Raw genomic sequence first — 23990 nt, 5'->3', positions numbered from 1 at the left:
CGGATCTTGTGTCGGGGACCCTCACGCGCCGGTCACGCAGTCATAATGGGCGCCAGCCCGTGACGCCGATGGATTGATGGATCGATACCGCCAGATCGTTGAGTTGTCCGAGGACTGCATCAAGGAATTGGACACCGACGGCATGATCGTGACCGTCAACGACAACGGGTTGCGGCTGTTCCGGGCTGCCCACCGTTCGGACATGGTGGGCAAGGTCTGGATGGATCTCTGGCCCGCTGAAGCGCGGCCCCGCATCGAGCATGCCTTCGCCGCCGCGCTGCGCGGAGAGAAAACCACGTTTGAAGCTTCCACCCTGGACGGGCAGGGCATGCTGCGGGACTGGCGCCTGCGGGTCGGTGCCTTGCGTGACGCTGGCCAGGTGGTGGGCGTGCTGGTCGTCAGTTCCGATGTCACCGCACGCAATTCTGCGTTGGCCGCAGCCGATGTCCTCGGTGCCGCCTTCGACGCCAAGGCCAATGAAGCAGGCGCGATGCTGGCCAACGCCGCCAGCCGCGAAGCCGACCTGATCGACACCCTGCGCGAAAGCCAATCGCGGCTGCTGGCCACCAACCTGGCCTACCAGGAACTGGAGGTGCGTCACTTCCAGGTCGCGCAAGGACGGGATTTCGCCCTCGCCGCACAGCGTGCCGCCGAGGTGATTGCCGAGCATGCGCAGAAGGGCGAAGCGGTAGGGCAGCTGCTTGCCGGCGTTGTGCACGACCTCAACAACTTCCTGCAGTCGGCCACCACCGCGATCGACCTGGTGGTGGCCAGCGGCGAGCTGGGACCGAAGAACGCCAACCTGCTCACTGTTGCCGAAGCCGCATTGGAGCAGGGCGCGGAGATGTCGCAGCGGCTGATCGGCTTCGCCCGGCAGCATCCGTACCGCCCCGAGGCGGTGGAACTGGCCGGCATGGTGACAAAGATGGAGCCGCTCCTGCATCAAGCCGTTGGGCAGGGTATCGAGCTCATCGTCGATCCGGGCGACTCGACCTGCTGTGCGATGGTCGACCGCAACACACTGGAGCGGGCGCTGCTGAACCTGGTGGTCAACGCGCGCGACGCCTGCACGCCGGGCGACACCATCCGGGTGACCACCGGCCATCTGAGCGTGCCGCCGGATGCCGGCAACAGTACGCGCGTGCCCGGCGAGTACCTCACCCTGTGCGTCTCGGATACCGGTTCCGGCATGAGCGAGGAAGTGGTGGCGCGCGTGTTCGAGGTGTACTTCACCACCAAGCCGCCGGGTGAAGGCTCTGGACTGGGGCTGCCGCAGGTGCACAGTGCGGTGCGCCAGGCCGGTGGTTTCGTGACCATCGTCTCCGCACCGGGAGAGGGTGCCACGTTCGAACTGGCGTTGCCGCGCGTGATGGGCGACAGCGCGACGTAATCACATCGCACAGATTCCCGGGTCTCGCCGCGTTCACGGCGCATCGCGCAGCCTCCGGCTTACAGCTGCAGTCGCAGCTCAAGACCGGAGAAACACGTACCGATGAACACCCGAATGGAATACCCCGAACGCGGCGCGGTGGCGCCCGATGTCGCGATCATCAATGAAACCGTAGTTCCCAGCGCGCCGGAAAGCGCGGTGTCGTGGGGTGCCATCTTCGCGGGCGCTGCGGCGGCTGCGGCACTCTCGCTGATCCTTCTGATCCTCGGTGTTGGCCTGGGCCTGTCTTCGGTGTCGCCGTGGTCGTTCGAGGGCGTCACCAAGGAAACCTTCGGCTGGGGCAGCATCGCGTGGCTGACCTTCACCGCGCTGGCTGCGTCCGGCCTGGGTGGCTACCTGGCCGGTCGCCTGCGCACCAAGTGGACCCGCCTGCACGGCGATGAAACCTATTTCCGCGACACCGCGCATGGTTTCGTTTCCTGGGCCGTGGCCACGCTGTTGACCGCCGGCCTGCTCACCTCCGCCATCGGCGGCGTGCTGGGCGTTGGCGCGAAGGTGGCCGGTGCCACTGCGGGTGCAGCCGTATCCACCGCAGGTGTTGCCGCTGCAGGTGCAGGTTCGGCAGCGGCGCTGGATTCGCAGGAAGGAGACCTGGGCTACTGGGTGGACTCGCTGTTTCGCCGTGCGCCGGGTCCGGACGCGGGCCCGGGCGTTGCCCCGGCAGGTCCGGTTGATCCGGCTGCACCGCCGGTAGCGCCGGCAGGTGCTGCAGCGCCCGCTGTTGCCGGTGCCCCCGCACCGCGCATGGTGCCGCCGCCGCGTCCGATGCCGGGCACCGGTCCGGGCGACCGCCGGGAAGTGCGTGCCGAGGTGAACCGCATCATCGTCACCAGCCTGCAGTCGCAGGGCCTGAGCCCGGCCGACCAGCAGTACCTCGGCCAGCTGATCGCCCGCGAAACCGGCATGAGCCAGGCCGAAGCCGAAGCACGCGTGGCCGACATCCAGACCCGCATGCGCGCCGCGCTGGAGGAGGCGAAGAACACCGCCAAGCAGGCCGCCGATGACGCCCGCAAGGCCACCGCCTATGCCGCGCTGTGGCTGTTCATCACCCTGCTGATCGGCGCCTTCGTCGCCAGCCTCACTGCCACCTGGGGCGGCCGTCGCCGCGACCTGTAACGAATCAATAGAGGAGAACCAAAATGAAAATGCTGCTGCTGTGGGCACTGGGCGTGCCGATTCCGCTGCTGATCCTGTGGGCGATCTTCACCTGATCGTTCCGCCATTGAATGCAACAGGCCATCCTTTGGGGTGGCCTGTTGCGTTTCTGGCGCCGGACAGACCGCGTGGGACACGCATGGCGTGTCGCTACGCAGCACACCATCCGCTCCCCGTGAACCCATCCGCGTAGAGACACGCCATGCGTGTCCCCGTGAACCCATCTGCGTAGAGACACGCCATGCGTGTCCCACGTAAACCATGCTGCAAGGCAGCGGGCCCTGAATCCACATCACCGCTATCGTCGCGCTCCAAACCATCCATCAGAACGGAAGCAGCATGAAGCGGATCGGCAGCACAGTTCTAGCACTTCTCGCCACACTGTCCCTCAACGCGTACGCAACAGACGCCCCAGGCCCCAAGCGCCCCAGCGTGGAACAGCTTCAGAAACTCATCGTCAACCAATCCCCGCAGACCCACGTCGACAAACCCGACAACGACCGCATCACCGCGAAGCGCATCGACATCGTCGACGACAAGGGCACCATCCGGATGACCCTGTCCGGGCAGACCCCGGCGCCGATCATCGATGGCATCCAGTACAAGCGCGCGTTCAACGTCGCCGGCATGGTGCTCTACGACGACAAGGGCAGCGAACGCGGCGGCTTCGGCACCGCAGACGTCAATGGCGGCATGGCCGTGCTGGCGCTCGACCACCCGGCCATGGACGCGATCGGCTGGCGGGTATCGCCTGACGGCGAGGTCCGCTTCTCGATCAACCAGGCACCGCCGTTGATCCGTGAACCCAAGCTCGACAACCGCCTCATCCCCGGCGTCGCCACACCCACCCGCATCGAAATGCTCGTAGGCGCCGACGGCACCCCGGCCATCGCGTTGAACGACAAGGCTGACCGCCCACGCCTGCGCCTGACCGTCACCCAGAAAGGCTACGGCGCCATCGAATTCCTCGATGCCCAAGGCAAGGTCATCCACACCCTGGCCCCCGAAGCCGACCTGCGCTGAACCCCGTAGTGCCGGCCGCCGGCCGGCTCCACGCATACTTGACCAAAACACGCCCGCACCGAAAGATAGCGCCATCACGCCCCACCTCAAGGATCGACCATGGCCGGCATCATCGGAGACCTGCTTGAAGGCATCGTCGACTTCGTAACCGACGTATGGCTGTTGCGCCGCCAGCGCAGCGCACGCGGCCGCCCGAAGAACGCCTGGCAGGACGACGCCGCGGACATGGTCGTTCTCGATGCATGGGCAATAGGTCTCGGCATCGCCGCATTCGCCGTCGCCGCGCTCATGTTCTTCCTGCTCAAGCTGCCGCTATGGCTCTGCGTGGCACCCATCGTCGCCGTTGGCATCTACGTTGGGTATCGCTGGATTGCGCTTGCGCGAGCGTGATTTACGGTCGCGCGTAACCCGCCTCTCGTTGCGCGCGTATGCCGAGCACCAGGACGATGTCGATCATCGGCAGATAACGATAGAGCGCCACATATCCTGAAGCATCGCGTCCGATCATCAGCTCGTTCTTGCCGTCGCCGACAGGGCGTCCGATCAATGGGTTGTCTGCAAGCACCTGGATGGCACTGAATATCTGGCTCGACCGCGCCTTGGACGCAGAAACCTCGTACGCGTCCAGATGGTCGATGATCCGTTGGATATCGTCCATCACCCCGGCGTCAAACTCGATTCCCGCCATGGTTATCTAACCAACTTCCTGGCAATCGGCCGCTGTGGCGCTTGTCCATTGAGCCGTGCTTCCATGTAGGCGCGGACCTCCTCCCACGGAATGCTCTCGCCAGTCTTCAGGAACGTTGCGTAACGCTGATCTGCCACCGCATGGAAGTCGGCGCGCTTCTCTGCCATATCGGCCTTTTCGGCAATCGCTTCGAGAATGAAACTGTGGGCCGTGGTTCCGGCTTCTTCAGCTGCGCGGGCAACCCGTGTTTTCAACTCTTCCGACAAGCGGATAGTGGTCGTACTCATTCCGGACTCCAGTCGGAGGGGTTGCACCATTGTAGCACATTTGTGCTACACGTTGTCAGGGAAGCCGTGCGAGGGTCTAGAGCAGCGCTCAGCAAGTTCCGCGACGCCGGCGCGCGGGCGATGGCCAAGGTGTGCCACTGGGCCCTGGACGTGGGCAATGCGATGCGCCGGCCTCAGCGCTTCGGCTGCCGCCGCGCCGCAAGCAGGCACAGACCAAGGGAGGTAATGAAGATCGCTCCCAGCAGCACCAGCGCACCGCCTTGTCCCCGCTCCATGCCATCCTTGAGAAGGAGATGCATGTCCCAGACCATGATCCCACCGGTCGCGACCGCCAACGACGCAAGTACACGCGGAACCCAGATCGAGGCCCTGCCGCGAGGATTCAACCAGATCTTCCGGGAAACCAGGAACAGCGCAATCCAGAGCAGCGGAACTGCAATCAACGCATAGATCGAAAAGAGAATGCACAGCCAGGAGAGCCCAATCCAGGCGGGCACCAACAGGGCCAAGGGCGTGAATCGGCTCAGCCCCGAGGAGCTGCTGGTCAACCGGCGGACAAGGATGAAGCCCGCAAAGAGCGCGGCCCCGATCAGAAAAGGCGCGGCGATGAACAGCGAAAAGAAGCCCCTGAAATCGGACGCAGCAGCGGGCGCGGCGAAGGTTGCCAGCACCAGGCCATGCAACAGCCTGTTGATTCGATCCATGAAGGTGACGCATCCAGTTCAGGAAGACGGAGTGTGAAGATACCAGAGCAGGAAGTGCGGACCCACCCGGACTTCGAGCACAATTGACCTCTTCCAACTTTGCGGGCGGCTCCCATGTACGGACTGATTGGCAAGATGCTCACGGAACCCGGCCAGCGCGACGTGGTAATCGACATCCTGCTGCGCGGAACAGAGGCGATGCCGGGTTGCCGCAGCTACGTAGTCGCGCGCGACCCGTCGAACGATAATGCGATCTGGATCACAGAGGCATGGGACAGCGCAGAGCAGCACCGCGCTTCCCTGGCGCTGCCTTCGGTACAGCAGGCCATCGCCGAGGCGCGGCCGCACATTGCCGGCTTTGGGGAGCGTTTCGAGACCGAGCCGGTTGGCGGCCATGGCATCCAGGGTTAGCCGGTAAGTTTTCTGATAACGGCCCAGTAGTTGTACGGGGGCGCCGGGGTAGGGCAGCTGATGCAATGACGGTTCATCGGCCGTCCGGCCGTCGACCTGGAGTCCTCCATGCGCGTCGTTCTGTTGTCTTCTTCCGTCATCCTCATTACTGCTGCCCTGGCCGCTGGCGCAGCCCACGCGGCGCCGCCTGCGGCCGCCCCGGCCGCCCGCGCCATGCCTGCCCCGGTCAACGCCGCCTCCGCCGGGGTCACCCTGCAGGGCCAGATCACCGCGCTGAACACCAAGACCCGTGCCGTCACGGTGACTGGCGCCGACGGCGGTGCCGTGGAGTTCGTGGCCGGGCCCGAGGTACGCAACTTCAACCAGCTCAAGGTCGGCGACAAGGTCACCCTGGACTACACCGCAGCCATCGCGTTGGCCCTTGAGCCGGCTGGCAGCGCGCCGGTGGGCGTGACCAAGTCCCAGGCCAAGACCGTCCCGGTTCGGGGTCAGAAGCCGGGTGGTGCACGTTCCAATACCGTCGAGATCGTGACCGAGGTGACGGCGGTCAATCCGGAGCGGAACACGATTGCCCTCAGGGGCGCGAGCGGCAACACGCAGCTCATCGCGGTGGAACGGCCCGACCTGCGCGCCAAGCTGCCCAGCGTGAAGCGCGGGGACCTGGTGAAGATCTCCTACACCGAGGCTGTGGCACTTGCCATTCGGCGTGACAGTCCTTGACGCGACCGCGCAACCAGCGCTGATCGCGTCATGCAGTTCCACGGGCCCGGCCACTATGTGAGGTCGGGCCCGCTCCATTTCTGTGACCCTCTTCCATTGGGAATGGGCTTCACCGCACGCAATTTTGAAGATATGACGCAAACGACTACGCGCATTGATAGTACTAATCGAAGTTTGAAGTTCGGTAGAGAAAATCTTCTTTCGCTATGCTGATGCCCGCGACATGGTGGCACCTCGGAGCGTAAGAACTCTTGATAGGCTGAAACACGATGAACTCCTACGTTGGGAGGGTGGCGAAATACAACACCCTCGTGGAAATACGTCGCGCCGGTCCTGTCACGGTTCTTAACCTCCCGACTCCCTCGCCATCCCGGCGAGGGATGCTTCCCAATGGAGGTTCACCATGTCCAGTCATTCGTCCAGCACTTCAACCACCCTTACTGCCCAGCAGAAGCTCTGGTGGCGCAAGCCCAAGAGCGTGATGACGAACGCGCTGCATCACGACAGCCTTGAAACGTTCCCCGGTTGCCCACCGATTCCCTGCGTGAAGCTTCGTGGGCTTTGGATCGACGCTTTGGGCATCAAGCCGGGCACCCGCCTGTACGTGGATACAAGGCAGGGCGTTATCGTTCTTTCTACGGTGCAGTCGCCAGGCGCTGAGGCTCTTGATGTTTCGTATCGAAATCGCGCAAGGACTGATTCGAACGCAGCTTGAGGGTATCTGTAAGTAAGATAATGCACGGCATTAAGTCGCTGGCCAGCGCAGTTTCTCCGTGCACCAAAAATCGTTCGTGCACGGTCCGTGCACTTGTAAGTTCACCATCTACTCCGTGTGCGCGCGTCGTGACGAAGGCAACGATCACCCGTTCGCGCGCGTGCCCGCGTACGTAGAACGGCGCGCAAAACGTCCACAGTAGAAGTACGCAAGACCGCGTGCGTCGGTTTCCGGATACTCGGGCGCATGCACACGTTGCCGAAGAATTCGCATCACACACCGCGCGTCAATGGATTGCATCGCTGCGTGCGGCTCGCCTGCGGAAGCGCACTGCTTTCGATTGCGGTGCCTGCTTGGGCCGCCTGCGACAACACAGCGCCTACGTCGTTGCAGACCGTGACGTGCGCAAGCGCTGCCCCCAATCCGTTCACCTCGGCGATCGCCAGCACGGCCGACGCTACAGGTCTCACGGTGCAGGTAAGCACCGGCGCCCAGCTTGCGGTATCCGCAGGCAATGCGATCTTCCTTCAAGGCGGTAGCGGCCACACGATAATCAACGACGGCAGCATCAGCTCCGCATCCGGCACGGCGCTTTCCCTTAACGGCGCCACGCGCGTCATCAATCGCGGAACCATCAATGGTGCGACCGGCGGCATCGTGTCCGGCGCGGGCAACGACCAGCTGGAGATGCTGGGCGGCAACATTGCCGGTGCGGTTGTGCAGGGCGCTGGCGACGATTCGGTTGTCATCAGCGGTGGAACCATCAGCAGCATCGATCAGGGTGCTGGCCAGGACAGCCTGGAGATCAGCGGCGGTACGGTGAGCGGGATCGTGCAGCAGGGCGGTGGTATCGATACCTTCCTGATGACAGGTGGAGCCAACGGCGCGTTGCTGCAGGGCGATGCGCTGGATCGCTTCCGCATGACCGACGGTCGCATCGTGGGCGCGTTCGAAGATGGTGACTACGCGGAGATGACTGGCGGGCGCATCGGCCGGGTCAACATGAAGCTGGACGACAACACGTTCCTGATGTCCGGCGGCACCATCGACGGCAACCTCGTCACCGGGTTCGGCACCGACACCATCGTGCTCTCCGATGGCTACATCGGCGGCAACATCAGCGTGAGCGGCGGCAACGACGCCATCACCATCACCGGCGGCGCCGTGCGCGGTGAGATACGACTCAGTTTCGGCAATGACAGCCTCGACTGGAACGCGGGCGGCGTGGTGTACGGGGCGGTGGATCTCGGCGAAGGCGACGACCGCGCCAGTCTGACCAACCTCAACCTGGCGCACCTGGGCGCTCTGCCGCTCTTCGATGGCGGGTTGGGCACCGACTCGCTTGGCCTGGATAACGTCAAGACCAATGGGGTCGCGCGGTTCACCGGGTGGGAGGCCGTGGCGCTTCGCGATGACAGCCAGCTGACCTTTGATGGCGATCTGCGCTTGGGCGATGCTGGCAGTGGGACGGGCACACTGGCGGTGGACGCCACCAGCACACTGTTCGCGGGCGGCATCAACGCGGGCATCGTTGCCTTCAACGCAGCGTTGCCGGTGGGCGTGACCAATGCAGGCCGGATCGATCTCAGCAACGCGGGCGGTGGCGCGGGCGACGTCTTCACCATCGCCGGCAACTACACCGGCAATGGCGGCGCACTGTATCTGGACACGGTACTGGGCGCCGATGATTCTGCGTCAGACCGACTGGTGATCTCCAACGGCGTGGCCAGCGGCACTACCGGCATCGGCATTCTCCACGCGGGCGGCACAGGCGCTGAAACCGTTGCAGATGGCATCCTGGTGGTGCAGGCGATCAACGGCGCCAGCACCAGCGCTACCGCCTTCGCGCTCTACAACCCGGTCGCGGCCGGGGCATTCGAGTACTTCCTGTTCAAGGGCGGCGCGAGCGCGGGCAGCGGCGAGAACTGGTACCTGCGCTCGACCGTGCTCAACGGTGCCGCGCCAGCGCCGACGGCACCGCCCCCGGGCATCGGGTCGGTCACCCCGGAGCCGCCACCGCCGGAGCCGCTGGGTGTGCCGCCTGCAGCGCTGCCGCCGCCGCCGTCCCCCGACCTTCCCGAGAGCCCAAACCCGGTTGTTGCCGAGCCCGAGCCGCCGCCTGTTCCTGCCGACCCCGCACCCGTGCCACCGCCGCAGGATGACGTTCCGCCGCCGGTTCCCACTGCCGTGGCGGCCGTGCCGGGCCCGATGGCCGAACCCCCTACGCCGGATGCGCGCCCATCGGACGACCCCATCGTGCCGCTGTACCGGCTGGAAACCGGGTTGTACTCGGTGGTGCCACCGCTGCTGCGCGAGACCAGCCTGGCCAGCCTAGGCACCTTTCATGAGCGCCAGGGCGAGCAGCGCCTGCTGGCCGGGCAGGGGGGATTCCGTGCGGCGTGGGCACGCCTGCTCGGGCAGAGCCATCGGCAGTCCTGGGAGGGGGATGCCCAGCCCGGGTTCGACGGCGACATCCAGGGCGTGCAGGCGGGGCTGGACCTGTATGCCAACGCGGGTGGCAGCTACCGCGATCAGTTCGGGGTGTACGTGGGGCGCACCCGCGCGCAGGGCAACGTGCAGGGGTTTGCCATCGGTTGGGAGAACGTCGCGGTCGGGCGTACGCGCCTGGACGACAAGCACGCAGGTCTGTACTGGACCCGCGCCGGCAGCGCGGGCGGTTACCTGGACGTGGTGGTGATGCAGAGCCGCTACAACGGCAACGCCACCTCCGCACGCGGGATCGGCATCGACGTGGACGGCGATGGCACCACCGCCTCGATGGAGGTGGGGAAGCCGCTCCTGCGGCTTGGGCAGTCGGCCTGGTGGCTGGAACCGCAACTGCAGGTGATCTGGCAACGCACGTCCGTGGACGACACCGCCGACCGCATCGCGCAGCTGCGCTTTGCCAGCGACAGTGCCTGGACCGGCCGCATCGGGCTGCGCCTGGCAGGCGACTACGGCATTGCCGGTAACGGCTGGCAGCCGTACTTCAAGGTCAACTACTGGCAGACGCTGGATGGCCAAGACAGGGTCGACTTCGATACGAATCGCATCACCAGCGAGCAGGGCGGGCGTGCCCTGGAGGCTGGTTTTGGCCTGGTGGCGCGTTTCAACTCCACAGTAAGTGCATTTGCGGTGGCGGACTACACCTGGGATCTGGAGAGCAGTCCGCAGAAGGAACGCCGGGTGTTCGAGGGAAATGTGGGGCTGCGGCTGGACTTCTAGCTCAGAGAGGCCGAAGCGGGTATCGAAGCAGGCAGGAGTTTGCTCGACTGATCTGTCCAAAGCTCAAATGCGACAGCACCTCAGTGAGTTGCGCGTTGCCGAGTGTTGGGTGTTATCCCGTGCGGCGCAAGGCTTCACGCCGATTCGTACCAGCGGGACTATCGGTTTGCTTCATGGAATTGCAGGAATGGGAGGTATTCGCATTTAGGATGGCGCCCCGATCCGAGTGGCGCTCCCCATGAAACGCACCAAAAGAGTACACCTTGTCATTGCCGCAACCCTTGCGGCGGCCGGTGGAGCGTGGCTTGCTGCGCGCGACTCTTCCGCAGCGCAGACGCCACGCGTTCACCTGGGCAGCGCGGACGATTCTGACCTGTCGATGTCATGGCACGCAGGAGCAGACGACAAGGGCGGACTGCCTACTCCAGTCTCGAAGCCTACGATGGACGAGGTCAGGTCGCGAACCGACCCCGCCGTGTTCAATCGAATCGGTGAGCGCACGTACTACGTCTCGCGCATGGAGATCCGCCCCCCAGGCGACGCTCTGGCCCATGTCGTTCCCCTTCGCACTCTTTCGCAAAAGGGGGATGCCCTTGCGACGCATCAGATTTACCTGGCTGTCACGGATTGCAAAGACAACTTTGCGGCCGGGGCCAACCCAAAGGCGACGCCCGGCGCGAGTGCTTCGCAGCGACTGTCCCAGCTTGTATGGATTGAAAGGAAGCTTGCGGAGTGCGCAACGCTCCTGAAAGACAACGAGTTGATGACTACGAATTGGCTTTCGCTGGCGGCAGAGCAGGGCTCCATTGAAGCCAGACTGTTTTACAGCATCGATACGGAATCAGTGTTGGGTGATCCCAGGGCCCGGCTTGCAGATCCGCAGGCGGCCGTTGTCTGGCGAGAGAACGCGCTTTCGTACCTGAAAGAAGTTGCAGGGACCGGGAACCTTGATGCCCTGGCTGCGCTATCCAATGCCTACGACCAAGGCGTCATTGTGCCGCAGGACCCGCAACTCTCCTACGCCTATGCACTGGTATCGAACCGAGTAAAACACGATGCCTATCGCGCAGATTTGGTGCGATCGATGGAAAAGGGACTTTCGATCAAGCAACGGGAATCGGCTGAAGCCCTTTCGCACCAGATTCATCAATCCTGTTGCCAACCTTGAATCACGAGTACACATGACCAAGAGCAAAAAGATCGTGGCGGCAATCGCACTTGACACGATTGGAGTGGGTGTGGCTGCGGCCACGGAGTTCACCAAGCCGCGACAGTTCGGTCCGTTCTATTGCGGTACGTGCATGCTGGAGCCAATCATGCCAGGCCCCTCTACCGAGGCGTTCCTTAACGATTATCGCGACAAGATGCGAACAATCGACCGGCTTTTCGTAGGGGACAGCGTGAACGTGTGCAGCCGAGGGTTCTGCTCGACCTACACCCTGACCGAATCCAAGCGTTTCCAAGGAAGTGGAACCAACGTCAACCACTCACCGATCAGCACGGGCCCTGCGCCGGCGTCGGGCGGGTTCGCAGGCAACCCGTGGTTCGGGGGAGGACAGACGGGAACCGTGACGACAGGCACCGTGACGCCCATTCCCATGGTTCCCTGCAAGTTCGGGGGTGCGATACGGATGGTTCCAGCTGGGGGCTGCGACTTCTAACCGCCAGCTGCGGGCGGCATGGATTTTGCCGCCCGTCGCCCCGGAAATACGCCAAACTTTGCCGAATCAGGTGAAACCCTACGCCTTCACAGTTCATCTACGTAACCCAACGCAAGCTACATGCGGGGTTATGACTCCGGCAAAAATCCGCTCCAAGGCTGCAATATTTCCGACGTCCCAGACGAAAGGAGAAGTGGAATGAACATCAACAAGAACCACCTGGCAACTGCTCGCACTGTCGTCGTCGCACTCGTTGCAGGCCTGAGCCTTGCCGGTTGCGCCAGCTACAAAGAGGAGTTTGCAACCATCAACTCCCGCCTCGACTCGCTGGACACCAAGGTGAACAGTGCGGCCCAGAGCGCGGACCAGGCCAACCAGTCCGCACAGCAGGCCAACCAGCGTCTGGACCAGATCGAAGGTCGCCTCCAGCGCCTCGAGTCCCAGCCGACCACCACCAAGCGTCAGCCGCGCGGCTGATTCCTGTTGGGTAACACGTAATACAATTTTAGAAACCGGGACCCGGTGGCCGATTCTGGCCACCGGCTTCTCTGCTTGACCCCGCAGTTGCTTCAAGGAATCCCCCATCATCATGTCCCTGCATCCTTCCCTCCGGGCTACCTGTAGCGCCCTGGCGCTGGCACTCTCTTTGGCAATTTCCGGCGCGGCGTTCGCCCAGGAAGAGCCCTCCATCGAGGCCGATCACTCGGCAGACGCGGTGGACATGCTGCCTTCGGGGCAGGAAGTTTCCCAGACGGTGATCGACCTGGCGGGCTGGGTCAAGGCGAGCAAGGATACGGCCGGCTATCCATTTGCCGTCATTGACAAGGTCAACGCACAGATCCTGGTATTCGGCGGCGACGGCAAGCTGAAGGGCGCGGCGCCTGCGCTGTTCGGCCTGGACAAGGGCGATACCTCCGATCCCGGTGTTGTGAAGTACTCGTTGAACAAGATTCCAAAGGGCCAGCGCACTACCCCAGCGGGCAGTTTCGTCGGCGGGTATGGTCCTTCGATGGATACCGGGCGGGTCCTGTGGATGGACTTCGATACGGCAGTGTCCATCCACCCCACGGCAACCGGGGTCAAGTCCGAACGTCGCCCCGAGCGGCTGGCGTCTCCTGAGCCAGACGACAACCGCATTACCAACGGCTGCATCAACGTCGATCCCGAGTTCTATGCCAAGGTGATCAAGCCGACGTTCGAGAAGGGCGGGCTGTTCTACGTGCTGCCGGATGAAACGGAAATTTCCAAAGTCTTCCCGGACTTCGCGAAGAGCCAGTCCACCGCGCAGCGCACGGAAGGCAAGCGGCCCCGGCGTGAACGCGCTGAAGTTCAGGACGCCGTCTCGCCGTAGCCCTTCCTGCGCAGCCGAACTGGTTGTGGCTAGCGCACCATTTCCAGAAACGCTTCCATCGCGGGCGCCTGCCAAGCGCCCTCGCGGCGGATGATGCTGAGCGGACGTTGCAGGGCCAGCGCTTTTATCGGCAGCCGCACCAAGGTTCCTTCCTCCAGCTCACGCGTCACGCTGATCGTAGGCAGCCAGGCGATACCGCCGCCGTGGATCGCTGCCTGTTTCAGCGCCTCGGTATTACCGAATTCCACGATTCCGCCGGTCTGTACACCGAGTGCCTGCAGCAGGTCTGCGATCAGCTCGCGAGTGCCGGATCCGGGTTCGCGCATCAGCAACGGCAGCCCGTTGATGTCCGTCGGCGCCGCGCGCTTGCGCGTTGTGAGGGGATGCTCAGCGCCTACGACCGGAATCAATTCATCGCGGCTGAAGGCCATTGCGGCTACGCCCTCAACCCGTATCGGGCCTTCGACGAATCCCACGGTGAAGCGTAGATCGGCCACGCCCTGCGCGACCTGCTCGGTATTGCCGACAAACAGGGAAATGCCCACCTGCGGAAATGCCTTGCGGAACTCGGCGATGTAGCGGGGCAGCACATAGGTGCCGATGGTATTGCTGGCGCCTATCGAAAGCTGACCGGCACGGGCGTCGGCGAAGTCGCGCATGGCCGCCTGCGCACTGTCGGCAACCGCGAACAGTCGGGTGGAATAGGAGTGCAGCACCTTGCCCGGTTCGGTCAGGCGCATGCCACGGGATTGCCGTTCGAACAACACCACGCCCAGCCGCGACTCGAACACCTTGAGCTCCCGCGACAGTGCGGGCTGGGACACGTGCACGCGCAGGGCGGCGGCGGAAATGCTGCCGGTTTCGGCGATGGCGTGGAAAATGGCCAGGTGGTGGAGGTTCATGCGCGCGGTTCGGGGTCAGAGCTGCCCGATAAAGTACTGCACAATCAGGCTGCTGACCGCCACCGCGACCCAAACCCCCAGGCCCAGCAGGATCGGGCGCACCCCGGTGGCGGCCATGCGGCGCAGGTTGGCGGACAGGCCGATGGCCGACAGGGCGAAGACGATCAACACCTCCGCCAGCACATGCAGCACCGGCAGCGCAGCGGCAGGCACCCAGCCGGCCGAGCGCAGGCCCGAGGCGACCAGGAACCACAGGACGAACCACGGGAAGATGGCGGCCAGGTTGAAGGTGCCGGCGTCGGTACCGCCCGCACTGCGTCGCTTGGCCAGCGTGGCCATGACCACGGTGAGCACCAGGCAGATCGGGATGATGAGGGTGGAGCGGGTCAGCTTGACGATGGTGGCGTAGCCGCCTGCCAGGTCGCTGTAGGCGTAGCCGGCAGCCACCACCGAGGACGTGTCGTTGATCGCCGTGCCGGCCCACAGGCCAAAACCCTGGTCGCTCATCTGCATCAGGTGGCCCAGCAGCGGGAACAGCAGCACTGCTACCAGGTTGAACAGGAAGATGGTGGAGATGGCGAACGCAGTGTCGTGGTCGTCAGGCTTGAGGATCGGGGTGACTGCAGCAATGGCTGAGCCGCCGCAGATGGCCGTGCCGACGCCGATGAGCACTGTCAGCTTGCCCTCCACGCGCAGCCAGCGGCCCAGCGCCCAGGCGCTCAGGAAGGCAACGGTGACGGTCACCAGCGTCACCGCCAGCGATTCCATCCCGGTCTTGAGCACTTCGCCCAAGCTCAGACCGAAGCCCAGGGCGATGATCGACCACTGCAGCACCTGCTTGCCGCCGAAACGGATGCCAGCGTCGAACTGGGTGCCGGGCGAAACCGCGTTCTTGACCAGGATGCCCAGCACAATGCCGAACACCGGCCCGCCGACCAGCGGCAGCCAGTGGCCGAGCAGCAGGGCGACCGCCGCGACGGCAGCGGTCAGCAGCAGGCCGGCGGCATGGGAACGCAGCCAGGGGGCGGGGCGGGCAATGGGGAGGGCGGAGTGCATTTCGTGAGCTGCGGTGACGGGATGCGCCCAGTCTGGACCCCTGCACGATATGCATCCAATACAATTAATCTAGATAAGCCATGCATCTGATGCATGGCTAGGTAGTGCCGGCCGCCGGCCGGCTCCAAGCAAATCCAGATGAAAGAGGAGCCGGCCAGCGGCCGGCACTACATGGCATCACAGACGCACCAGGATGTCGCCTTCGGCCTCCAGCACAGGGTAGGTCTCGAGTTTCGTGACCGCCGGTCCGCGCACTACCTGGCCGCTGGTGATGTCGAACTGGGAGCCATCGCATTGGCACATCAGTGTCGTGCCTGACAGCAGACCCGCAGACAGCGGGGCCGCGTCGTGGCTGCAGAGATCGTCGAATGCGTAAAGCGTTCCCGCCACGCGGGCGATGGAGACGCGGCGCTTCACATCGTCGAAGTAGTGCGGGTACACCCATCCTTCCTGCAAACGGTCTGAGGGGGTGACTTTTCGATATCCGGGCAGGGCGTCCATTGCCATCTCCTAGTAGGGGTATTCGGGAATCACGGTTTCTTTCGTTGCGTCCAGCCGCAGTTCGCCGGGCGCGCCCGCCGGCACGATCGGCGTGTGAGGCATGACCGCCTTGAGTCGTTTGTAGCCCGAGCCAAGACTCGGCCGGGCATCGGCCTCGCCCTTGTTCGGCCAGAACGACATGGCCCGCTCGGCCAGCGCGGTGATCATCAGGGATGGATTCACGCCGGGATTGGCCGGCATGACGCTGCCGTCGATCACATGCAGGCCGGGCTGGCCGAACACGCGCTGGTACGGGTCCACCACGCCCCGGTCGGCGGTCTCCGCAATCGACATGCCGCCGATGAAGTGGGCGGAGGCGGTCTTGTTGAGCACCTCGAACCACATCGCGGACTGCTCGGCGCCCATCTTCTTCGAAAGGCGGTCGGCGAAGTCTTCCACCACCGGGATATGGGTCGGCGGCGCCTCGCCTTGCCCCTTGCGGCTGCGAAGCATCCCGTCCTTCCAGTACAGCTCGATCGAGGTATCGCCGGTCTGCATGCACAGCATGACCATCATCCGTTCCGACCAATGACGCGGATCGTCGATGCTCATGACCTTCAGCGGGTGCTCGATCAGTTCTTTCAACCAGCCCTGGAAGGGATGCTCCTGCTCACCCTTCTGGTGCGCCGTGAACAGCAGCGCCATCAGGTCGCTGCCAACCCCGTAGTACACCGGCTCGATGCTGGTGCGCGGATCCGGCCAGACGCCGGAGGTGATGGACACCGCGCCCGGCGCAACATGCAGGCGCTCCGGATGCTGCTTCCACTCGCCATACGGTCGCTGCAGGCAGAGCAACTGCTCGGAGTTGGTACGGGCCTTCTGGCCCAGCTGGTCAGACAGACCCGACAGGTGCCCCTTGTGCTTCATATGGTGCAGCAGCTTGGCAGACCCGTATGCATGCGCGGACACCACCACCTGCTGCGCGGTGAACCGGCGGTGGCTGAGATGGCCCGCCCGCTGCAGCCAACCGGGGTGGCGAACGTGCACCTCGAATCCACCGCCGGCCAGGGGCCGAAGGTCATACACCTCGGACAGGTCATGCACCGTCGCGCCGAACTTCTCCGCCAGGTACAGATAGTTCACGGTGAGCTTGTTCTTGGCGTTCCGGCCACAGCCGATCATGCAGTTGCCGCAGCTGATGCAGCCGTCCCGCGCCGGGCCGGCGCCGCCAAAGTAGGGGTCGGCCGCCCGCACGCCGGGACTACCGAAATAGACGCCCACCGGCGCTTTGTTGAACGACTGCTCGACCCCCATGTCCACCGCCACCTCCCGGCACAGGCGGTCCACATCGGTATCCATGTACGGCACCCGCACCACCCCCAGCATGCGCTTGGCCTGGTCGATGTACCCGGCCAGCTCGTCGGCCCAGTCGGTGATGCCCGACCATTCTTCGGCCTCGAAGAACCGCTTCGGCGGCGTATAGAGCGTGTTGGCATACACGTGCGAGCCGCCGCCCACCCCGGCACCGCAGAGGATGAAGACATCGTCCAGGTACTCCATGCGCTGGATGCCGAACATCTGCAGCTCCGGTTGCCAGAGGAACCGGCGCATGTCCCAACTGGTGTGCGGCAGGTCCTCGTCGTTCCAGCGCCTGCCGGACTCCATCACCGCCACCCGGTAGCCCTTCTCGGTGGCGCGCATCGCCGCCACGCTGCCTCCGAAGCCGGAGCCGATCACAATCACGTCGTAGTCGAATCCGCTCATGGAACGCTCCGCCGCAGTGGGCCCTAATGGAGCAGGCCGTCATCGCTGACGGCCTGCCGGTGAATCACATGACTGAAGTACTGACCGCGCGTGTCAGTTGTTCGAACCCTGCGGGTTCATCATCTTTTCGTGCGCCGCTTCCAGGTTCTTCTTCATGCTCAGGCTGTCCGCACCCTGCGACGGCGGGAAGTCCATCAGGCTCTTGATATGCGCGGCGATGAACGGACCGGCGGCGGTGGGCGCCCACATCTTCTGCGCGAAGAACTTGCGGCCCATGTAGCCCCATTCTTCCGAGTGCGGGTCCATCTTCTCCATCGGGTCCATCAGCAGGTTCATGATGTACGGGATGGCCGGGTAGTACTTCTCGTCGAACCACAGCCCCTTGGGCTTGACCCCGATGTGCATCTTCCAGCCATCGATGCGCATGGCCATCAGGTCGGTTTCGTCGTAGTAGAAGATCTCGCGGCGCGCCGACGGGCCCTTGCCGCTCCACATCGCGGTCTGGTCGTAGCCGTCCAGGTGCACCTTGAACTTGCTGCCGTTCAACGAGGTGCCTTTCTTCAGCTTCTCCTTCAGGTCCTCGGCACCGCCGGCTGCGGCCAGCGTGGCGAACAGGTCCTCATGGCTCTGGATGCCGTTGCTGCTGCTGCCCGCTTCAATCACGCCCGGCCACTTCACCAGGCACGGCACGCGCAGGCCGCCTTCCCAGGTGGTGCCCTTCTCGCCACGGAACGGCGCGTAGCCGCCATCCGGCCAGAACAGCAGCTCGTTGCCGTTGTCGGTGGTGTAGACCACGATGGTGTTGTCGTCCACGCCGAGCGACTTCAGCTTGTCCAGCAGCACGCCGATCTGCTCGTCGTGCTCGATCATCTTGGCGCGGACCAGGTCGGTCTCCGAGCGCCCTTCGTCCACCGCCTTCTGGATGTACTTCTTCGGCGGGTGCGACCAGATGTGGATCGCGGTGGTGTTGAACCAGCAGAAGAACGGCTTGTCCTTCTTGGCGGTGCGGTCCAGCCAGTCCAGCGTCTTGTCCAGCACTTCGCCGTCGAAGGTTTCCATGCGCTTGCGGGTCAGCGGACCGGTGTTTTCGATCTTCTGCTTGCCTACGCGGCCGAACTTCGGATCTTCCGTCGCATCGTCCTTGTCGCTGGTCCAGCTGTGCAGCACGCCGCGCGGCCCGAACTTCTTGCCGTACTCCGGGTTCTTCTGGCCCGGGTAATCCAGCTCTTCCGGCTCTTCCTCGGCGTTGAGGTGGTACAGGTTGCCGAACCACTCGTCGAAGCCGTGCATGGTCGGCAGGAATTCGTTGCGGTCGCCCAGGTGGTTCTTGCCGAACTGGCCCGTGGCATACCCCTGTTCCTTCAGCACTTCGGCCAGGGTGGGGTCGCTCTTCTGGATGCCGCGGGTGGAGCCGGGAATGCCGATGGTGGTCATGCCGGTGCGCACCGGCAGCTGGCCCATCAGGAACGCGGCGCGCCCTGCGGTACAGCTGGGTTGCCCGTAGTGGTCGGTGAACAGCATGCCGTCGCGGGCGAGGCTGTCGATGTTGGGCGTGCGCCCCATCATGCCGTGGGTATAGGCGCCCACGTTCCACATGCCGATGTCGTCGCCGAAAATCACAAGAATGTTCGGTTGCTTCTTTTCTTTCGACTTCCCTGCGGCGGACTTCCCGGTAGTGGCCATGCGCACATCCTCACGTTGCTGGATTGGGGTAATCAGGCAATGAAGCCCGTGCGGGCACTATCGGATGGCGGCGTGGATGGGTCGTCGGTAAAAGTACGGATTATCAGCCGGGGTTTGTACTGGAGTTGGGCACGAGTAAGCGGCGCGCCCGTGTTCAGCCAGTCGCGACCGACACGGACGCGCGCGTCACGAGTTTGTGCGGCAGTACGTGATTAACCGTGGCCTGCTGTGAAGAGGGTGCACGCCGTATCTCGCGCAGCAGGATGTCGATGGCGGTATCTGCCATGTCCGCCACGGGCTGATGGATGGTGGTCAGCTCCGGCCACACCATCGTCGACGCCGAGGTGTCGTCGAAGCCGACCACGGAGAGATCGCCCGGCACCTGCAGGCCGCGACGATGCGCCACCGATACCACCGCCGAAGCCATGTCATCGTTGCTGGCGAAGATCGCGCTGGGCGGGTGGGGCAGGGCGAGCAGGTGCTCGGCGGCCTCCAGCCCGGAGCGGTACGTGAAGTAGCCCGGCGCGACCAATGCATCCTCCTGCGCGATGCCGGCCTCGGCCAGGGCATCGCGGTAGCCCTGCGAGCGCAGCGCGCTGGCAGTCTGGTTCGGGTCGCCGGTGATGTAGCCGATGCGGCGGTGCCCCTGGGCGATCAGGTGAGTGACGATATCGCGGCTTGCAAGCCGGTCGTCGATGCGGACGCAGGAGATCCTGCCGCTGAAGTGGCTGGAGGCAATGGCTACCACCGCAACGCCCGCGCTGGTGAATTCGCTGACGATGGCCTTCGACTCGCACAGCGGTGGCGGCAGGATTACCCCCGCCACGCGGGTGGCCAGGTGCCGGGCGGCGTCACGTCGTGACTTCGGCCCCAATTCATCCCAGCTGGCAATCAGCAGCTGCACCGCGGCGCGGGTGGAGCCGCGCAGGGCACCGACCAGCAGTTCGCGCAGGTAGCTGGCGCTGGGATTGGTGTAGATCAAGGCAATGCAGGTCTGCTGCGCGGCGGCCAGGGTGCTGGCCGCCAGGTTCGGCCGGTAGTCCAGGGCCTGCACGCTGCGCAGTACCCGTTCGCGGTTTCCCTCACGCACGCCGGTGTGGCCGTTTATCACGCGGGAAACCGTCATGGCCGAAACCCCGGCATGCGCGGCGACCTCGTCGATGGTGACGGCGCTGCCTTTCCGACGCACTGCTTTGGGGGTGTTCCTCAAGGACCGGTCTCCTTTGCTGCGTTGCATGATGACAACGGTGTGACGGAGTGATTAGTCTGCGCCCTGACGCGATGGTAGCGCTACCACTCGGCCAGGGTAAGGCCCAGCGGACAACCCCCCCATATACCAAACGCGTGTTCTGGCAAGCCTGAAAGCGAGTTTGAATCGCAGTGCTGATATCGGCACTGCGATGTTCGGTTTGGAAGACGGGCATCGCCCGTGAGTGCCCCTTGGAGGGGCGGTACATCCATTCGATCGTATGTCAGAGGGGAGAGTCATGACCGCTTGTGCTTTCCGTCGTACCCCAGACCTGAGGGCTCACGCATGAGCCGGAAGCTGGCGAAACTAACGTCCCGGGCCATGTTCACTTTCGTGGGCGGCGTCCTGGTCATCAATCCCGCTTTTGCGCAGGACGCGTCGACGCCGGCACCGGCCACGACCGCCCAGCAGACCCAGAGCACCCCGACCCAGCTCGACACGGTGCAGGTCACGGGCATCCGCAACAGCCTAAGCCAGGCAATGGACATCAAGCGCGACTCGGCTGGCGTGGTGGACGCGATCAGTGCCGAGGACATTGGCAAGTTCCCGGACACCAACCTGGCTGAATCCCTGCAGCGAATCACCGGCATCTCCATCGAGCGTCGTGACGGCGAAGGCGCACAGGTCACTGCGCGCGGCTTCGGTCCGCAGTTCAACATGGTCACGCTCAATGGCCGCCAGATGCCGGGTGCCGATGCATTCGGGGCAGCCGGGCAGGTCGCCATCGGTGGTGTGGACGGAGGTACCCGTGCCTTCAACTTCGCGCAGCTGGCTGCGGAAGCGGTAAATGGCATCGAGGTCTTCAAGACCAGCCAGGCCAACGTGCCCAGCGGCGGTATCGGCGCCACCATCAACATCCTCACCGGCCGACCGTTCGATCATGAGGGCATCGTTGCCAGCGCCGGCGCCAAGATCGTTTCCGACCAGAGCCAGCTGTTCGACAGCGACCTCACCCCGGAACTGTCCGGCATCTTCAGCTACAGCAATCCCGACAAGACCTGGGGTGTCGGCGTCAGCGCGAGCTACCAGAAGCGCAAGGGTGGCTCGGTCCAGGCCACCAACAACTACTGGAACATCCAGCCGTGGACCGGGACCATGCCCGGCAATCCCACCGTGACCAATGCGCCGGCCATCGGTGCGTTGTACGGCCGGCCCAATGACCTGCGCTATGCGTTCTCCGAATTCGAACGCGAGCGCATCAACGGCCAGGCGGTGCTCCAGTTCGCACCGACCGACGCGGTGACCCTGACCCTGGACTACACCTATTCGACCAACGAGATCGAAGAGAATCGTGGCGAGCAGGGTATGTGGCTGCAGAACAGCAACTACACCGATGTGACCTTCGACACCAGTGGCGCGGTGGCCACACCGGTCTTCATCCGTGAAATCGCCGGCACCAAGGATTTCGGTCTTGAACAGCAGCGCAGCATGCAGAAGTACAAGCTGGGTTCGCTGGGCTTCAACGCCACCTGGAACATCACTGACCGCTTCAAGCTGAGCTTCGACGGCCACGACTCGAAGAACGAAAGCCGCCCGAACGATCCGCTCACCGGCGGTGGCTCCATCTTCTCCAGTATAGCCGGCACCAACAACTGCACCACCGGTCCGCAGTGCGGCGGCACCTACGTGCAGGAAATGGTCTGGAACAACGGCCTGCCGGTCGGTACCCAGGTGTGGTACCCAACGGCCGCCGACGCCATCGCCAAGACCAACGGCGTGACCAATGCGGGCTTCGTGCCAGGCGAGATCGGCTCCCAGGTGCTGCGCATCAACTCGCAGACGCAGATCACCGAGATCAAGCAGGGGCGCGTCGACGGTGAGTGGGCGTTCGATGCGGGCCGCTTCCAGTTCGGCGTGGACTCCAGCAAGCAGACCACGCACCGCCTGCAGGCCGCGGAAAACTACAACACCCTGGGCGACTGGGGCGTGGCCAACGTCAACGGCGACGTCGCCAACGGTTTGATGGACCTGCTGCAGCCAGTCAACATCGTCGGCATGTTCGACGACTTCAATGCCACCAGCTTCACCGCCTGGCGCGGCGACGCCGGCCGGTTGGCGCAGTGGGCAGGGCAGTACTACGGCGCCAACCTGGGCGTCAGCCCGCAGAACGCCGCAGACAACCGGGTGGAAGAGAAGACCAATTCGGCCTACATGCAGATCGAGTTGGACGGGGACCTGGGCGGTCACCGCACCAATACGCGCCTGGGTGTCCGTTATGAAACGACGGATGTTGTTTCGACCTCGATCATCGCCATTCCGGAATCCATCCAGTGGCAGTCGAACAACGACTTCCGGGTAATGTTGTCCAACGAGCAGCAGCCTTTCACGGAGAAGACCAGCTACAGCTACATCCTGCCCAACCTGGACTTCAGCATCGACCTGCTGGACGACCTGAAGGGACGCATCTCGTTTGGCAAGAGCATCGCCCGCGCGCCGATCGGCAACCTGTACGCAGGTCCCACCGCACAGCAGCCGTTCGGTTCCGTGCTGATCGATCCGTCTTCGCGGGCCAGCGGTACCGCTCAGAACCCGGCACTCAAGCCGCTGGAGTCTGACAACCTCGACCTCGCACTGGAGTGGTATTTCGCCGACGCCAGCTATGTGTCGGTGACGTACTGGAACAAGCAGGTAGCCAACTTCGTCGGCAACACCATCGTGCAGGAAAACCTGTACGGCCTGCGCGACCCGAGCTCCGGGCCGGACGCACAGGCGGCGCTGGGGTTCCTGACCAGCGGGGCCTGTATAGCCCAGGTCGGCCCCGCCAACGCGGCGGCCTGCTCGGCCAACGATACCTCGTTGTTCACTGCACTGGCGCTGCTGCGCAACAACCCGGCCGGGCTGGGGGCCTACAATGGCACCGACGCCCAGGTGCTGGCGACCGAAGCGGCATACGACCTGTACGGGGAGGCTGACGACCCGCTGTACCAGTTCAACGTCAACCGCCCGATCAACCAGAACGAGTCGAAGCTGCACGGTTGGGAGCTGGGCGGGCAGTACTTCTTCGGCGACACCGGGTTCGGCGTGCTGGCCAACTACACCATCGTCAATGGTGACGTCGGCTTCAACGACGCAGGCGATCCCAACATCGACCAGTTCTCGCTCACCGGCCTGAGCGACACCGCCAATGCCATGCTGATGTACGAGAAGTACGGCTGGTCTGTGCGCCTGGCATGGAACTGGCGTGACCAGTACCTGATCCTGGCCAACCAGGGTGCGAGCCGAAACCCGTACTATGTGGAAGAGTACGATCAGTGGGATCTCAGCGTGGGGTACACGCTGAATGACAACTGGTCGTTCAGCCTGGAAGCGATCAACCTTACCGGCGAGGACGTGCGTTGGCGTTCGCGCACCTCGCAGATGCTGGTAAAGCTGGCCGACCAGGATCCGCGTTACATGCTTGGCGTTCGTTACAGGTTCTGAACAGGTCACGGGTGCCGCTGCCTGGGCAGCGGCACCCGTGCAGGCT

22 protein-coding genes are annotated in these 23990 nt (G+C 64.1%); 13 read left to right on the top strand and 9 right to left on the bottom strand.

From position 1 onward, the window contains the following. Positions 1-76 precede the first annotated feature (76 nt). The 4 genes from HGB51_RS01780 to HGB51_RS01765 all read left to right on the top strand — a co-directional run bounded on the left by HGB51_RS01780 (position 77) and on the right by HGB51_RS01765 (position 4018). Positions 77-1390, top strand: coding sequence for a PAS domain-containing sensor histidine kinase (locus HGB51_RS01780; RefSeq protein WP_246233393.1), 1314 nt, complete (start codon positions 77-79; stop codon positions 1388-1390). A gap of 102 nt (positions 1391-1492) precedes the next feature. After that, entirely contained in the window at positions 1493-2566 is a 1074-nt protein-coding gene (locus HGB51_RS01775) for a hypothetical protein (RefSeq protein ID WP_070206209.1), read from the top strand. Positions 2567-3037: 471 nt separating this feature from the next. After that, complete coding sequence (locus HGB51_RS01770; protein ID WP_256123574.1) at positions 3038-3628, top strand: hypothetical protein; 591 nt, start codon at positions 3038-3040, stop codon at positions 3626-3628. A 99-nt stretch (positions 3629-3727) separates the two neighbouring features. Then, complete coding sequence (locus HGB51_RS01765; protein ID WP_070206207.1) at positions 3728-4018, top strand: hypothetical protein; 291 nt, start codon at positions 3728-3730, stop codon at positions 4016-4018. Position 4019: 1 nt separating this feature from the next. Here HGB51_RS01765 and HGB51_RS01760 read toward each other — a convergent pair whose 3' ends face one another. The 3 genes from HGB51_RS01760 to HGB51_RS01750 form a co-directional block, all read right to left on the bottom strand. Continuing rightward, on the bottom strand, positions 4020-4316 hold the full coding sequence (locus HGB51_RS01760) for a type II toxin-antitoxin system RelE/ParE family toxin (RefSeq protein WP_070206206.1): 297 nt from the start codon (positions 4314-4316) through the stop codon (positions 4020-4022). Positions 4317-4318: 2 nt separating this feature from the next. Continuing rightward, a complete protein-coding gene (locus HGB51_RS01755) occupies positions 4319-4603 on the bottom strand; it encodes a CopG family ribbon-helix-helix protein (RefSeq protein WP_070206259.1) in 285 nt (94 codons plus the stop codon). A gap of 173 nt (positions 4604-4776) precedes the next feature. After that, positions 4777-5307: a hypothetical protein gene (locus HGB51_RS01750; RefSeq protein WP_070206205.1), complete on the bottom strand. Its 531-nt coding sequence runs from the start codon at positions 5305-5307 to the stop codon at positions 4777-4779. A gap of 114 nt (positions 5308-5421) precedes the next feature. Here HGB51_RS01750 and HGB51_RS01745 point away from each other — a divergent pair, with 114 nt between their 5' ends. The 8 genes from HGB51_RS01745 (at position 5422) to HGB51_RS01710 (ending at position 13390) form a co-directional block, all read left to right on the top strand. After that, entirely contained in the window at positions 5422-5718 is a 297-nt protein-coding gene (locus HGB51_RS01745; RefSeq protein ID WP_070206204.1) for a putative quinol monooxygenase, read from the top strand. 108 nt (positions 5719-5826) lie between these two features. Continuing rightward, positions 5827-6438, top strand: coding sequence for a hypothetical protein (locus tag HGB51_RS01740; RefSeq protein WP_070206203.1), 612 nt, complete (start codon positions 5827-5829; stop codon positions 6436-6438). A 403-nt stretch (positions 6439-6841) separates the two neighbouring features. After that, positions 6842-7153: a SymE family type I addiction module toxin gene (locus HGB51_RS01735; RefSeq protein WP_141738949.1), complete on the top strand. Its 312-nt coding sequence runs from the start codon at positions 6842-6844 to the stop codon at positions 7151-7153. Between the two features lie 396 nt (positions 7154-7549). Beyond that, a complete protein-coding gene (locus HGB51_RS01730; protein ID WP_256123573.1) occupies positions 7550-10378 on the top strand; it encodes an autotransporter family protein in 2829 nt (942 codons plus the stop codon). A 238-nt stretch (positions 10379-10616) separates the two neighbouring features. After that, the gene (locus HGB51_RS01725) at positions 10617-11546 is read left to right on the top strand and encodes an SEL1-like repeat protein (RefSeq protein WP_141738948.1); all 930 of its coding nucleotides are present in this window, start codon (positions 10617-10619) and stop codon (positions 11544-11546) included. Between the two features lie 13 nt (positions 11547-11559). Then, complete coding sequence (locus HGB51_RS01720) at positions 11560-12039, top strand: hypothetical protein (protein WP_070206201.1); 480 nt, start codon at positions 11560-11562, stop codon at positions 12037-12039. 198 nt (positions 12040-12237) lie between these two features. Beyond that, positions 12238-12516, top strand: coding sequence for a hypothetical protein (locus tag HGB51_RS01715; RefSeq protein WP_070206200.1), 279 nt, complete (start codon positions 12238-12240; stop codon positions 12514-12516). Positions 12517-12673: 157 nt separating this feature from the next. Continuing rightward, entirely contained in the window at positions 12674-13390 is a 717-nt protein-coding gene (locus HGB51_RS01710; protein ID WP_070206257.1) for a L,D-transpeptidase, read from the top strand. A 29-nt stretch (positions 13391-13419) separates the two neighbouring features. Here HGB51_RS01710 and HGB51_RS01705 read toward each other — a convergent pair whose 3' ends face one another. From HGB51_RS01705 to HGB51_RS01680, 6 genes are all read right to left on the bottom strand, one after another. Then, positions 13420-14292 carry a LysR family transcriptional regulator gene (locus tag HGB51_RS01705; RefSeq protein WP_070206199.1) on the bottom strand — a complete coding sequence of 291 codons (873 nt, stop codon included), beginning with the start codon at positions 14290-14292 and terminating at the stop codon, positions 13420-13422. A gap of 15 nt (positions 14293-14307) precedes the next feature. Next, on the bottom strand, positions 14308-15348 hold the full coding sequence (locus tag HGB51_RS01700; RefSeq protein WP_070206198.1) for a YeiH family protein: 1041 nt from the start codon (positions 15346-15348) through the stop codon (positions 14308-14310). 177 nt (positions 15349-15525) lie between these two features. After that, complete coding sequence (locus tag HGB51_RS01695) at positions 15526-15849, bottom strand: Rieske (2Fe-2S) protein (protein ID WP_171966710.1); 324 nt, start codon at positions 15847-15849, stop codon at positions 15526-15528. Positions 15850-15858: 9 nt separating this feature from the next. Further along, positions 15859-17592 carry a GMC oxidoreductase gene (locus tag HGB51_RS01690; RefSeq protein ID WP_070206196.1) on the bottom strand — a complete coding sequence of 578 codons (1734 nt, stop codon included), beginning with the start codon at positions 17590-17592 and terminating at the stop codon, positions 15859-15861. 93 nt (positions 17593-17685) lie between these two features. Next, complete coding sequence (locus HGB51_RS01685) at positions 17686-19275, bottom strand: arylsulfatase (RefSeq protein WP_070206195.1); 1590 nt, start codon at positions 19273-19275, stop codon at positions 17686-17688. 154 nt (positions 19276-19429) lie between these two features. Next, entirely contained in the window at positions 19430-20512 is a 1083-nt protein-coding gene (locus tag HGB51_RS01680; protein WP_084738763.1) for a LacI family DNA-binding transcriptional regulator, read from the bottom strand. Between the two features lie 297 nt (positions 20513-20809). On the opposite strand from HGB51_RS01680, the gene HGB51_RS01675 reads away from it, so the two are divergent. After that, positions 20810-23944, top strand: a complete 3135-nt coding sequence (locus HGB51_RS01675) for a TonB-dependent receptor (protein ID WP_070206194.1) — start codon at positions 20810-20812, stop codon at positions 23942-23944. Positions 23945-23990 lie beyond the last annotated feature (46 nt).

Origin of the sequence: Stenotrophomonas bentonitica, from assembly GCF_013185915.1 — a bacterium.
Taxonomy (GTDB): domain Bacteria; phylum Pseudomonadota; class Gammaproteobacteria; order Xanthomonadales; family Xanthomonadaceae; genus Stenotrophomonas; species Stenotrophomonas bentonitica.
The sequence above is the reverse complement of the archived record's forward strand: the minus strand, read 5'-3'. Positions and strand labels throughout refer to the sequence as shown.